This is a genomic window from Achromobacter sp. 2789STDY5608621 (genome assembly GCF_001299375.1).
Classification (GTDB): Bacteria; Pseudomonadota; Gammaproteobacteria; order Burkholderiales; family Burkholderiaceae_B; genus Achromobacter; species Achromobacter insuavis.
Window position 1 is genome coordinate 23533 of record NZ_CYTU01000004.1, and the last position, 12703, is coordinate 36235.

General features: G+C 71.9%; 14 protein-coding genes. 6 read left to right on the forward strand and 8 right to left on the reverse strand.

Going from position 1 to position 12703, the window contains the following annotated elements; genetic code table 11:
• Window positions 1-116: 116 nt before the first annotated feature.
• Genes AOZ53_RS05925 through AOZ53_RS05935 form a run of 3 tightly spaced genes read left to right on the forward strand, consistent with a single transcriptional unit; the run spans window position 117 to window position 2673 of the window.
• A complete protein-coding gene (locus tag AOZ53_RS05925) occupies window positions 117-1130 on the forward strand; it encodes an ABC transporter substrate-binding protein (RefSeq protein WP_054487245.1) in 1014 nt (337 codons plus the stop codon).
• Window positions 1127-1945: an ABC transporter permease gene (locus AOZ53_RS05930; RefSeq protein WP_231690573.1), complete on the forward strand. Its 819-nt coding sequence runs from the start codon at window positions 1127-1129 to the stop codon at window positions 1943-1945. The genes AOZ53_RS05925 and AOZ53_RS05930 overlap by 4 nt, the downstream gene beginning before the upstream one ends.
• Complete coding sequence (locus AOZ53_RS05935) at window positions 1933-2673, forward strand: ABC transporter ATP-binding protein (protein ID WP_054474729.1); 741 nt, start codon at window positions 1933-1935, stop codon at window positions 2671-2673. Before AOZ53_RS05930 ends, AOZ53_RS05935 begins: the two co-directional genes overlap by 13 nt.
• A 21-nt stretch (window positions 2674-2694) precedes the next feature.
• Here the strand turns inward: AOZ53_RS05935 and AOZ53_RS05940 are convergent, their stop codons facing one another.
• A complete protein-coding gene (locus tag AOZ53_RS05940; RefSeq protein ID WP_054432290.1) occupies window positions 2695-3891 on the reverse strand; it encodes an MFS transporter in 1197 nt (398 codons plus the stop codon).
• A gap of 256 nt (window positions 3892-4147) precedes the next feature.
• Between AOZ53_RS05940 and AOZ53_RS05945 the strand changes: the two genes are divergently transcribed.
• Entirely contained in the window at window positions 4148-4606 is a 459-nt protein-coding gene (locus AOZ53_RS05945; RefSeq protein WP_054432484.1) for a winged helix-turn-helix transcriptional regulator, read from the forward strand.
• Window positions 4607-4666: 60 nt separating this feature from the next.
• Here AOZ53_RS05945 and AOZ53_RS05950 read toward each other — a convergent pair whose 3' ends face one another.
• From AOZ53_RS05950 to AOZ53_RS05965, 4 genes are all read right to left on the reverse strand, one after another.
• Entirely contained in the window at window positions 4667-5725 is a 1059-nt protein-coding gene (locus tag AOZ53_RS05950; protein ID WP_231690574.1) for a pyridoxamine 5'-phosphate oxidase family protein, read from the reverse strand.
• Between the two features lie 39 nt (window positions 5726-5764).
• Window positions 5765-6409 (reverse strand): glutathione S-transferase family protein, encoded by a 645-nt coding sequence (locus tag AOZ53_RS05955; protein ID WP_369815778.1) that lies wholly within the window; start codon window positions 6407-6409, stop codon window positions 5765-5767.
• An 87-nt stretch (window positions 6410-6496) separates the two neighbouring features.
• On the reverse strand, window positions 6497-7384 hold the full coding sequence (locus AOZ53_RS05960) for a LysR family transcriptional regulator (RefSeq protein WP_080684470.1): 888 nt from the start codon (window positions 7382-7384) through the stop codon (window positions 6497-6499).
• A gap of 1 nt (window position 7385) precedes the next feature.
• Complete coding sequence (locus AOZ53_RS05965; protein ID WP_231690584.1) at window positions 7386-8351, reverse strand: LysR substrate-binding domain-containing protein; 966 nt, start codon at window positions 8349-8351, stop codon at window positions 7386-7388.
• Window positions 8352-8448: 97 nt separating this feature from the next.
• Here AOZ53_RS05965 and AOZ53_RS05970 point away from each other — a divergent pair, with 97 nt between their 5' ends.
• The gene (locus tag AOZ53_RS05970; RefSeq protein WP_054474731.1) at window positions 8449-9762 is read left to right on the forward strand and encodes an MFS transporter; all 1314 of its coding nucleotides are present in this window, start codon (window positions 8449-8451) and stop codon (window positions 9760-9762) included.
• 37 nt (window positions 9763-9799) lie between these two features.
• Here the strand turns inward: AOZ53_RS05970 and AOZ53_RS05975 are convergent, their stop codons facing one another.
• Entirely contained in the window at window positions 9800-10684 is an 885-nt protein-coding gene (locus AOZ53_RS05975; RefSeq protein WP_054487247.1) for a LysR substrate-binding domain-containing protein, read from the reverse strand.
• A gap of 114 nt (window positions 10685-10798) precedes the next feature.
• On the opposite strand from AOZ53_RS05975, the gene AOZ53_RS05980 reads away from it, so the two are divergent.
• Window positions 10799-11461 (forward strand): flavodoxin family protein, encoded by a 663-nt coding sequence (locus tag AOZ53_RS05980; protein WP_054487249.1) that lies wholly within the window; start codon window positions 10799-10801, stop codon window positions 11459-11461.
• Here AOZ53_RS05980 and AOZ53_RS05985 read toward each other — a convergent pair.
• Both AOZ53_RS05985 and AOZ53_RS05990 read right to left on the reverse strand, forming a co-directional pair.
• The gene (locus AOZ53_RS05985) at window positions 11370-12308 is read right to left on the reverse strand and encodes an alpha/beta hydrolase family protein (RefSeq protein WP_054487251.1); all 939 of its coding nucleotides are present in this window, start codon (window positions 12306-12308) and stop codon (window positions 11370-11372) included. The two genes, AOZ53_RS05980 and AOZ53_RS05985, sit on opposite strands and share 92 nt — an antisense overlap.
• A gap of 122 nt (window positions 12309-12430) precedes the next feature.
• The coding region (locus AOZ53_RS05990; RefSeq protein ID WP_156333299.1) for a helix-turn-helix transcriptional regulator at window positions 12431-12703 on the reverse strand (273 nt) is incomplete at its 5' end.

Below are 12703 nucleotides of genomic sequence, written 5' to 3' on the forward strand. Positions count from 1 at the left end.
AATGAATAATAAAAAGGCATAAACATATCTAAAATTACTAAGCAGATCCGGGAAGCCCGGACCCGCGGGCAAGCCGCCAGCCGCACCAAGGCGCCGTCGTTCAGGACCCCTCTTCCATGTTCCGCAAGCTGTTCACCGCCGCCGTCATCGCCGCCGCCACGTCCCTCGCTCCCGCCCACGCCGCGCCGCCCGCGCTGGAAATCGGCTACCTGCCGATCCTGCCGGACGCGCAGTTGTTCGTGGCGCTGGAGGAAGGCACCTTGCAGGCCAAGGGCGCCCCGGCGCCCAAGCTGGTGCAGTTCCAGAGCGGCCCCGCGCTGACGCAGGCGCTGCTGGCCGGCCAATTGGACGTGGCCTACGTCGGCATCGGCCCGGCGCTGGTGGCCAGCGCCAAGGGCGCCGGCATCAAGGTGGTGGCCTCCAACATCGTCGAGCAGGTCAACGTGGTCGCGTTGGGCGCGCTGGCGCCGTATTTCGCCTCGGGCGATCCGGCCACCGCGTTCGCCCGCTTCGCCAAGGACAAGGGCAGGAAGCCCGTCATCGCCAGCTACCCCAAGGGCGCGGTGCCCGAGGCCGCGCTGCAATACTGGCTGCGCAACCGCCTCAAGGCCGATCCGGCCAGCCTGGAACTGATCTACCAGGGCGAAGCGCAGATCCAGCAGTCGCTGCTGACCGGCGCCATCGACGGCGCCGCCATCCTCGAACCCACCGTCACCACCGTGCTGACCCGCGCGCCCGATTCGCGCGTGGTGGCGCGCGGCTCGCAACTGTTCCCGAACCAGCCCGGCGCCGTGCTGCTGGTGCGCGACAAGCTGATCGCCGAGCACCCCGAGGCCGTGCAGCAGCTGGTCGACGCGCAGCTCGCCGCGACCGCCCAACTGCGCGACGATCCGGCCCGCGCCGCGGCCCACGTGCAGAAGTACGTCGGCGGCGGCCGCCTGGATCGCGCGCTGGTCGAAAAGGCCATCCGCAATTCGCATGACCAGTTCGTGGCCGATCCGCACGCCATCGTCGACGCCACCGCCGAGCTGCAGACCTTCCAGGCCAGCCTGGGCACGGTCGAGGCCGCCAAGGTCGACGTCAAGCAGCTGTTCGACACCCGCTTCTACGACAAGGCCAGGAAGCAATGAGCCAGACCGCCCCCGCCCTGGCCGCTCCCGCGCCGCAGGCCCGCAAGGGCGCGGCGCCGGGGTTCGCCGCCGCGCGCCGCGCGGCCTACGGCATCGGCGGACTGGCCCTCTTCATCGCCATCTGGAAGGCCGCGCTGATCTGGCAATGGGCGCCTGCGGGCACCCTGCCCGACCCCTTCGCGCTGCCCGCCACGCTGGTCCAGGAATGGCAGTCGGGCCGGCTGCTGCCGGCCATCGGCTCCAGCCTCGTGCATTACTTCTGGGGCCTGGCCGCGGGCACCGCGCTGGGCTTCGGCGTGGGCCTGGCGGCCGCGACGCTGCCGCGCTTCGACCTGGCGCAAGCCTATCTGGCGCGCATCCTGCGGCCGATCCCGCCGCTGGCCTGGGTGGTGTTCGCCATCGCCTGGTTCAAGGTCAGCCATGCCGGCGCCGCCTTCGTCATCGCCATCGGCGTGTTCTGGGTCAACTACTTCGCCACCTACAGCGCGGTGCGCAACGTCGATCCGCGCTACTACGAACTGGCGCGCGCCTTCGGCCACGGCGGCTACCTGGCGCGCGCGCTGGGCGTGACGCTGCCGGCCATCGCGCCCGGCGCGCTGTCGGGCGTGCGCACCGGCATCGGCCAGGCCTGGATGACGCTGATCGCCGCCGAACTGCTGGGCGTGCCCGGCATGGGCCAGGAAATGAATGCCGCCGCCGGTGTCGGCGCCTACGACGCGGTGGTGGTCTACATGCTGATCATCTCGCTGGTCTACACGCTGTGCGACCTGGCCTTCTCCACGTTCGAACGCAAGGTGCTGCAATGGCGTCCGTAATCGAGTTTTCCAAGCTCTCGTACCAGCATCCGGGTGCCGACGCGCCCGTGATCCAGGGCCTGTCGCTGGTGATCGAGGCGGGCAGTTTCGTGGCCGTGGTGGGCGGCTCGGGCGTGGGCAAATCGACGCTGCTGCGCGCGGCGGCCGGCCTGGCCGACCCCGCCAGCGGCGAGGTGCGCTTCCAGGCGCCCGCGCGCCCCGGCCGCCGCAGCCGCGCGGTGGTGTTCCAGGACAGCCGCCTGATGCCCTGGCGCACGGTCGGCGGCAACGTCGGCTACGGCCTCGAAGGCCTGGGCCTGGATCGCCAGGAACGGCAACAACGCGTCGACGCCGCGCTGCAATTGACCGGCCTGGGCGACTACGGCCGCCGCTGGCCGCACCAGCTGTCCGGCGGCCAGGCGCAGCGCGTCGGCATCGCCCGTGCGCTGGCGGTCAAGCCCGACCTGCTGCTGATGGACGAACCCTTCAGCGCGGTCGACGCCATCACCCGCCGCAACCTGCAGCAGGAACTGATCCGCGTGTGGCAGGCCTCCGGCGCGGCGGTGCTGTTCGTCACCCACGACATCGAGGAAGCGGTGTTCCTGGCCGACAAGGTGGTGGTGCTGGGCGGCCGCCCGGCCAACATCGCGGGCCACTACGACATCGACCTGCCGCGCCCGCGCGACCGCGCCGATCCGGCGTTCGCGCGACAAGTGGCGGCCATCGCCCATACGCTCGAACATCACTGAGCGGGCCGCGCCGGCGTTCCGTCACGCCCGCGGCGCAACCGCGCAGCCGGGCGCCGGCGCCGCCTTGCGCGGCAGCGTCAGCGCCCAGAACAGCGTCGCCGCCAGGCTCAGCCCCAGGCCCAGCGCGCAGACACCCAGCCAGCCGGCCCGCGCATAGACGAAGGTCGAGGCGATCGACCCGAGTCCGCTGCCCACCGCATAGAACATCATGTAGCCGCCGACCAGCCGGCTGTGCGCCTGCGCGCTGATGGAAAAGATCATGGCCTGGTTGGTCACGTGCAGCGCCTGCGCCGCGATGTCCAGCACCAGCACGCCCAGCGCCAGCGCCCACAGGCTGCGGTCCAGGAAGGCGATCGGCACCCAGGCCAGGCACAGCAGCGCCAGGCCCGCGCCCGTGGTCAGTTGCGCATGGCCGCGATCGGCCAGCCGGCCGGCCCGCGCCGCCACCAGCACCCCGGCCACGCCCACCAGCCCGAACGCGCCCACCGCGGTATGCGTCAGCGAATGCGGCGGCGCGCTCAGCGGCAGCACCAGCGCCGTCCAGAACGCGCTGAAGACGGCGAACATCAACAGCGCGATCATGCCGCGCACCCGCAGCACCCGTTCACTCGCCAGCAAGGTGAACATCGAGCGCAGCAACGCGCCATAGCCCAGCCCCGCGATCGGCAAGGCGCGGCGCGGCAGCCAGCGGGCCAGCGCCAGGGCCAGCAGCGCGGCCAGGCCGGCCGACACCAGGTAGACCGCGCGCCATCCCCACAGGTCGGCCACCGCGCCCGCCAGGGTCCGCGCCAGCAGCAGGCCGATCACCACGCCCCCCTGTACCGCGCCCACCACCCGCCCGCGTTCGCCCGGCGCGGCCAGCGCCGCCGACAGCGCCAGCAGGCCCTGGGTCATGGCGGTGCCGAGCAGGCCCAGCGCCAGCATCCCGGCCAGCAGCCACGGCGCGGCGGACGCCAGCGCCACCGCGGCCAGCGCCAGCACCAGCAGCCCCAGCTGCGCCAGCATCAGGCGGCGCCGGTCGAGCAGGTCGCCCAGCGGCACCACCAGCACCAGCGCCAGCGCGCAGCCCAGCTGCGTCGCGGTGACGACGATGCCCACCGCGCCCTCGTCCAGGCGGAACTCGCGGCCCATGGCGTCCAGCAGCGGTTGCGCGTAATACACGTTGGCCACGCTCAAGGCGCAGGCCACGGCCAGCAGCAGCACCAGGGCGGCGGGCATGCGGCCGGCGGATGCCGTGGCGGCCGCAGATGCCGTGGATGCCGTGGATTCCTTGGACGCCGTGGACGCCGCGGATGCCGGCGATGAAGGCGATGAAGGAGATGGCGGAGCAGCAGGGGCAGGATCGGTCCGGTCTGGCATGATGGCCTCAAGTAGTTTTATTACGAAACCAGAATGCTATTCCTTGAAGTTTTATAATGCAACCACACATTCGATATCTCTCCCCGCCGCGATGCGCGGCAAAGGTCAGGACGACATGGTCAAACGCACCAGCCTCGAAGGCGCCGCCTGCCCGGTGGCGCGCGCGCTCGACGCCATCGGCGACTGGTGGTCGCTGCTGATCGTGCGCGATGCCTTCGATGGCGTGCGGCGTTTCGGCGAATTCCAGAAAAGCCTGGGCGTGGCCAAGAACATCCTCAGCGACCGCCTGCGCACGCTGGTGGCGCACGAGATCCTGGCGGCGGCGCCGGCCTCGGACGGCAGCGCCTACCAGGAATACGTGCTGACGGAAAAGGGCCGGGCGCTGTTTCCCGTCATCGTCGGGCTGCGCCAGTGGGGCGAAGACCATTACTACGGCCCCGCCGAACCGCACTCCACGCTGATCGACCGCAAGCGCGGCCAGCCGGTGCAGCGCCTGGAGATTCGCGCCCAGGACGGCCGCGCGCTGACGCCGGACGACACCGTGGTGCGCAAGGTCGGCGCCGACCGCGCCTGACCCAGGCGCGCGCCCGCCGCCATTGGCCGACGCGCGCGGCGACCGGCGGGCGGCCCCGCCTCAGGCCGCGGCGGCCTGCGGCCATTGCCCCGTGGCCAGCGCGGTCGGCGAATAGCCGCCGAAGCGCCAACGCAGCGCCAGCGCGCCCGGCCTGGCCCGCACCCGTTGCACATGAACGCGCCACAAGCGCTCGGCCCCCGCGAAGGTGGCGATCTCCGGACTGTCCAGGACCACCTCGGCGCAGCCCGACACCTGCAAGACGTCGCCGCGCTCGAAATCGATGAACAGCAGCCCCGCGCGCGGATTGAGCACCATGTTGCCCAGCGTATTGAAAAAGCGGTTGCCGGAGAAATCCGGAACCGTCAGCGTGTCGCCGTCGATCCGCACGAACCCCGGCTTGCCGCCACGGTGCGAGACATCGACCCGGCGCCCGGCCTCGTCCGTATCGGCGTAAGTCGCCACGAACAGCGTGTCGGCGCGCGCGATCAGCGCCCGGTCGGCATCGGCCAGCCCCGTCCGCTCGCGCGCCGCCCCCGGGAAGCGCAAGGCCGGCGAGCGCGAGAAATGGAAATCGCGCGCCTGGATGTACTGCGGGCAGTTGCCGAACGACTCGGCCACCGTGACCGCGAAACGCTTGCCGTCCCACGCGGTGATGCGGCCGTTCATGCGGTTGCGGCGGCGCGTGTGCAGTTCGATGCCCAGCAGGCCCACCGGCTGGTCCGGCCCCAGGCCGGCGCGCAGCGGATCATCGGCATCCGGCAGCGCGGCCACCTGCAAGGTCGCGGGATCCGGCGACACGGCGAAGCCCGGCTCGCCCTCCAGCACGCCGGCCCAGGGATCGCCCTGGCCGTCGACCGCGCCCATCAGCAGGAACGGCAGCTGCGCGAAGAAGGCGCGATGCTGGTCCGGCATGTATGGGCGGATCACTTTCGCGCCCACCTGCGCCATGCGCTCGGCCATGCCGATATGCGCCTGCAACTGCAGTTCGCCTGCGTGCCAGGGCGCGGCGGGCGCCGTGCCCGCGGATCCTGCGGTGGCCGGACCGGCGGTCGCCGGCGTGACGGCTGTCGAACCGCCGGCCGGCGCGGCGCCAGCCGGGCTCATCGTGGTCGCATTCATGTCAGGCTCCTTGCGCGGGCATGCCGCGCGCGCTTCGGTTCACGCCGCCCGCAATCCGACCGGCGACGCCACCATCGGCACGAAGCGCGGCAGCGCCTCGATCCGCGCCAGCCAGTCGCGCACCCGCGGATAGTCCGCCAGCGACACGTTGCCTTCCGGCGCATGCGCCACGTAGGTGTAGCAGGCCACGTCGGCGAGGGTCGGCGCGGCGCCGGCCAGATAGCCGGTGGCGGCGAGCTCCTGCTCCATCACCGCCAGCAAGGCATGCGCGCGCGCCAGCGTGGCCGGCACGTCATACGGAGCGCCGAACACCGTCACCAGACGCGCGGCGGCGGGGCCGCCCGCCAGCGGGCCGGATGCGGCCGACAGCCAGCGCTGCACCGCCGCCGCGCCCACCGCGTCCTCGGGCAGCCAGGCCTGGCCGTTGTAGCGCTTGCACAGGTACACCAGGATCGCGGTGGAGTCGGCCACCACCACGCCGTTGTCGTCGATCACCGGCACCTGGCCAAAAGCGTTCAGCGCCAGGAACTCGGGCCGCTTCTGCGCGCCGCTGCGCAGGTCCACATCGACCGTGCGGTGCGGCACGTCGAGCAGCGACAGCATCAGGGCCACGCGGTGCGAATGGCCGGACAGGGGAAAACTGTAGAACGTCAGGGGAGCGGCGGACATGGCGGCATCTCGGATAGAGGAAACAGGCCTCCATCTTGAACCGCCCGCGCCCGCCGGGGAACGGCCACGGCGCGCAAGACACCATTGCCGCCAGTGAAAGGATCAAGCCGGCAGGGCCGCCAGGTCGCGGCGCAGCGCGTCGACGCAGAAGTCGACGAAGCTGCGCACCTTGGCCGAACTCTTGCGCCCTTCCGGGTACACCACGTGCACCGGCAGCGGCGCCATTTCGTAATCGCGCAGCACCACCTGCAAGGCGCCGCTGGCCAGGTCGCGCGCCACCTGGTAGGACACCACCTGGGTCAGCCCCCAGCCCTCGCAGGCGGCGGCCACCGCGGCCTGGAACGAGGTCACCGTCAACTGCGATGCCAGCGGCAGGCGTCGCGGCTGCCCATCCTGCAGGAAACGCCATTGCGCGCCGCGCCCTTCCATTGCCGCCGTGATGGTGCAAAAGCGCGCCAGCGCGTCGGGACTGTCGGGCGTGCCGTGGCGTTGCAGGAAGTCGGGCGAGGCGCACACCACCCGCCGCACCTGCCCCACCGGCACCGCCGTCAGAGTCGAGTCGGGCAAGGCGCCGATGCGCACCGCCACGTCCACGCCCTCGTCCAGCAGATTCACCACGCGGTCCACCAGCAGGGCGTTCACCGACACCTCGCGGTGCTGGCGCAGGTAGCCCAGCACCGCCGGCATCACGTGCAGTTCACCGAAGCGCGCCGGCGCGGTGATGTGCAGCGACCCGCGCGGCGCCGCCATCGCCCCCGCGGCGGCGTCGTCGGCCTGCTCCACGGCTTCGAGAATGGCGCGGCAATCGGCCGCGTAGCGCTGGCCGGCTTCGGTCAGGCGCAGGCTGCGGGTGGTGCGCACCAGCAGCAGCGTGCCCAGCCGGCGCTCCAGCGCCGCGACGCTGCGCGTCACGCTCGGCGCCGACATCGCCAGCCGGCGGGCCGCGGCGGCGAAGCTCTGCGCCTCGGCCACTGCCAGGAAGACAGTCATTTCATGGAATCGGTTCAAGGCGCTCGGCCTCCTCGGAAGGGATGCGCGCCGGCAGGCCCGGCATGGCCGGCAGCGCCGCGACGCTGTCGCGCACGCCACGCTGCACGATGTCGGCCAGGGCCGCGGCCACCGGGCCGGGCCGGCCTTGCGCGTGATACAGCGACAACGACAACGGCGGCAACGGCGGCAGGCCCTGCTCGCCCGGCGCCAGCACCCGCAAGCCGGCGGGCAGCCCCAGCGGCGTGCGCACCATCAGCCCCAGCCCCGCGCTGGCCGCCGCCCACAGGCCCGCCAGGCTGGGACTGATGAAGGCCGCGGTCCAGGCGATGCCGGCGCGGTCCAGCGCATCGGTGGCGCGGCTGCGGAACAGGCAGGGCGCCTCGAACGCCACCAGCGGCAAGGCGCCGTCGGCATCGCGCGCCGGCGCGGCCCCCGCCGGGTCGGTGACGGCCGGACCGATCCAGCACAGCGGCAGCTCGGCCAGCCTGACGCCATGCGGCCGCGCCGCGTCATGGTCCCAGGCCAGCGCCAGGTCCAGTTCGCCGGCCGCCACGCGTTCGAGCAGTTCGGCATTGCGCGCCACCCGCGCTTCGATCCGCACCTGCGGATGGGCGCGGGCGAACTGGCCCAACACGTGCGGCAGCAGGATCTCGCCGAAATCCTCCTGCAGACCCAGGCGCACCCGCCCCTGCAGGCGCGTGCCGCGCACCGCCACCGAAGCCTGGTCGTTCAGTTCCAGCAGCCGGCGCGCGTACGCCAGCATGGTCTCGCCGGCGTCGGTCAGCGTCAGGCCGCGCCCGGCCTTGCGCAGCAGCGGCACGCCGGCCTGTTCCTCGAGCTTTTTCAGCTGCGCGCTGACGGCCGAGGTCGAGCGCCCGAGGCGATCGGCCGCGCGGCCGAAGCTGCCCAGCTCCACCCCGGCGACGAAGCTGCGCAACACGTCCAGGTCAAAGGTGACAGGCCTGATCATCCCGTTTTTCAAAACCTTTAATTGAAAATTTCCTGATTTTCAGAATGATGTTACGGGCGCAGACTTTGCCGCGTCAATCCCGCCTGGAACCGTCATGTCCTTGCCCGCCTCCGTGCTTTCCGCCCCAACCCCTGCCGCGCGCCCCACCCACCGCTGGAAGGTGCTGGCGGTAGGGGTGGCCGCCAACGTCGCGTTCTCCGCGGCGGCGGCCGGCCTGCCCGCCACCGCCGTCTTCCTGCGCGCCGACTACCGGCTGGACAACGACGCGCTGGGCCTGGCGCTCGGCGTGCTCGGCCTGGGCGTGGCGTTGTTCGAGCTGCCCTGGGGCCTGCTGGCCGACCGCTGGGGCGACCGGCCAGTGCTGTTGGCCGGCCTGGGCGCGACGGCGGCGGCGCTGGCCTGGATGAGCCTGTGCGCCGCGCCGGCCCACGGCGTCGCGCCCGCCTTGTGGCTGCTGGCGCTGGGCCTGCTGCTGGTGGGCGTGATGGGCGGCAGCGTCAACGGCGCCAGCGGCCGCGCGGTGATGGCGTGGTTCGACGAAGGCGAGCGCGGCCTGGCGATGAGCATCCGCCAGACCGCCGTGCCGCTGGGCGGCGGTCTGGGCGCGCTGGTGCTGCCGTGGCTGGCGTCGCGGGCCGGCTTCGGCGCGGTGTTCGGCCTGCTGGCCGGCCTGTGCGCGGGCGCCGCGCTGCTGGCGCTGGGGTGGCTGCGCGAGCCGGATCGGGCGCGCCGCGTTGCGGCGACCGGCGCCGGCGGCAACGCCCGGACGGCCTCCTCGCTATCCGCAGGCCACAAGCCGGCCGCCACCCCGCCATCCAGCCCCCTGCGCGACGCCAGGGTGTGGCGCGCGGCGGTGGCGATCGGCCTGCTGTGCTGCCCGCAATTCGCGGTGCTGACGTTCGCCACGGTATTCCTGCACGACTTCAGCGGCGCCGGCATCGCCACGCTGACCGCCGTGATGGTGGCGGTGCAACTGGGCGCCATGGTCGCGCGCATCGCCAGCGGCCGCTGGACCGACCGCCACGGCAACCGCCGCGCCTACCTGCGCGGCTGCGTGTGGCTGGGCTGCCTGCTATTCGTGGCGCTGGCGGCCGCCGCCTGGGTCCAAGGCGCGGCGCCCGGCCACCGCGCGGCGCTGCTGGCCGTGCCCGTGCTGCTGGCGGCCGCCGGCATCTGCGCCTCGGCCTGGCACGGCGTGGCCTACACCGAACTGGCCACGCTGGCCGGCGCCGCCCGCGCCGGCACCGCGCTGGGGCTGGCCAACACCTGCGTCTACCTGGGATTGTTCCTGACGCCGCTGGCGCTGCCGCGGCTGGTGGCGGCCACGTCCTGGCCGCTGGCCTGGCTGGCCGCCGGCGGCGCCATGCTGGCGGTCTTGCCGCTGCTGCCACGGCCAGCGCGGCCGTGAATGCACGTCAACCGAGACGCATCGACCGACGCCACCACTAGCCCTTGAACTCCTGCCGCAGCCACGCCAGGAATGCCTTGACCGGCGGATGGCGTTCGCGGCCCGGCGCGCACAGCGCGGTGTAGGCGGCGCCCGCCACGCTCACCTCCGGCCGCAGCGGCACCAGCGTGCCGGCCGCGACGCTGTCGGACACCATCACCGAACTGGCCAGCACCAATCCCTGCCCGGCGATCGCGGCCTGCAGCGCGTAGTGTTCCTCGGCATACGCGTGCACCGCCGCCGGCTTGCGCCAGGCGGGCAGGCCCGCCGCTTCGCACCACTGCCGCCAGCCCTCGTCATACAGCGCCGAATCGCGCCAGCGCACCGTCACCAGCGCGGGCTTGGCGCGGCGCGCCTGCGCCACCAAGGCCGGCGCGCCGTAGACCCCGAACCGTTCCTGCAACGCGCAGGCCGCGTGCAGCGCCGGATAGCGCCGGCTGCTGTAGCGGATCGCCACGTCCACGCTGGCGTCCTGCAGCAGGTCGATGGTCTCGGCCTGCGACTGCAGGCGCAACTGGTATTGCGGATAGGCCTGGTAGAAACGGCCCAGCCGCGGCACCAGCCACAGCGCCGCGAACGAATGGGTGGTGGACAGCGTCAGGGCGCCCGCCGCGCTGGCCGGCCGCAGCGCATCCAGCGTCTGCGCGATGTCGAGCAAGGCGCCATGCGCGCTGGCGAACAGGCGCGCGCCGCCGTCGGTCAGGCGCACGCCCTGCGGCACGCGGTCGAACAGCGCCACGCCGGCATGGCGCTCCAGCGCCTTGATCTGGTGCGACACGGCGGTCGGCGTCACCGACAGCTCGGCCGCGGCCGCCTTGAAACTGCGCAGCCGCGCGGCGGCCTCGAACGCGCGCAGCGCGGTAACCGGCAGGGAGGCGAACACAGCGGCCCCTTATAGATGAATTCATTTCATCTTAGCCAAGAAATGCTCGTTTGTCGCTGCGGGAGGATATCCGTAAATTTGCCTGGCAATCTCTTCCAAACGAGGCAATCAAACATGAATTCAGATCATCAACATAAACGCCTGCTGATCCTGGCGGGCAGCCCCCGCCGCGACGGCAACAGCGCCGCCCTGGGCGCCGCCGCCCTGCGTGGCGCCCAGGCGGCCGGCAGCGCGGCCGCGCTGCTGTTCCTGGACGACTACATCAAGGGCTTCCTGCCCGACCTGCGCCATGCGTCGGCGCCGGACGACCGCTATGGCGAGCTGTTCCTGGAACACTTCCTGCCGGCCGACGGCGTGCTGTTCTGCACCCCGCTCTACTGGTATGGCATGTCGGCGCAGACCAAGGCCTTCTTCGATCGCTCGTTCACCCACTACGCCGGCGCCGGCCCCGAGCCCGAGGCCGTCAAGGCGCGCATGGCCGGCAAGCGCCTGGGCCTGGCCGTGGCTTCGGAGGAAACCTATCCCGGCGCCGTGCTCGGCGTGGTGCACCAGGTGCAGGAATTCGCCCGCTACACGCATGCCGACTTCGTCGGCTACGTGCACGGCTCGGGCAACAGCCGCGGCGAGGTCGCGCTGGACCCGCGCCGTCCGCTGGCGGCGGCCGAGGCGCTCGGGGCGGAATTCTTCACGCGGAAATACTCGGACTATCGGCTAGAGACGCCACGCAGTCACAACGTATGGGCGTCGCCCCCGCCAGGCGACGCTCGCCGCGACTGAGCCAGCCCAGCGCGATCGGCCACAGCGTGTCGCGAAAACGCTCGTGAAAGAAGGCGAAGTGGCCGATCGCCTCCAGCCCCAGCGATGCCGGCGCCAACCGCAGATGGGTGCGGGCGCTGCCGGTGAAATACGCCAGCAGCCGGCCGACGGCGGCCTCGGTGCCGAATTCGTCGTCGGTGACGCTGAGCGCCAGGATCGGCGCGGTCACCGCCGCCATCGCGGCCACCCGATGGTCCGCCCCGCCGCGCCCCTCGAACCGCGGCCCCATCAGGCTCCAGTCGCGCACCACGCCGCGCGGCGTGTCCTCCAGCCAGCCCAGCCGGCGTCCCGGAAAATAACCGAGACAGACCGCCAGCAGCGGCATCACCACATGCCACTTGGCCAGCATGCGCAGGCGCTGCCCGGCGGCGTAGTCGCGCCAGTAGGCGTACTGCGCGCCCATGGTGAAAATGCGCCGCAGCCGCCGCGCCGACGGCGCCAGGCCGGTGACGAAGCCGCCGATGCTGTGCGCCACCACGTCCACCGGCTGGCCGGGAAAATGCGCGTCGACATAGCCCAGCACCGCCTCGAAATCCTTCTCGCCCCAATCCATCCAGGACGCCTCGAAACCGCGCAGCGAGGCCGGCCGCGATTCGCCGATCCCGCGATAGTCGTAGGTCAGCACGTCGAAGCCGTGCTGGTGCAGGTAGGCCGCGAACCGGGCGTAATAGCGGCAGCGCACCGACGTGGCGGCGTTGATGACAACCACCGGACGCGGTCCGGCCGGATCCGGCTCGGGGTGGCGCCACACGTAGCCTCCCAGCGCCACGCCGTCGGCGGCGCGCAGCGTAATGCGTTGCGGGTCCATATTCACATTCCTAATGATCAATCAATAAGGCACGAAAACCTACTGTCTTGATCGATTAAACCCGCACGAAAGTGCTGATTCAAACGATTATTCGTCGCCCATTACATGATCTACAGGAATGTCTAATTGACCACTGAGCGCCCCGCCGAGCGGCGCAGCACCCCCGGCGGGCTGCCATAGACCTGCTTGAACACCCGCGTCAGGTGCGCCTGGTCGGCAAAGCCGACGGCCAGCGCCGCCTCGGCCAGCGGCAGGCCGCCGCGCAGCAGCGCGCGGGCGCGCGCCACCCGCCAATTACGCAGCCACGCCAGCGGCGGCAGGCCGTAGCGCCGCGCGAAGCGCTTGACCAGCGTGCTGCGGTGACGGCCCTCGGCCCGGGCCAGCGCCTCCAGGTC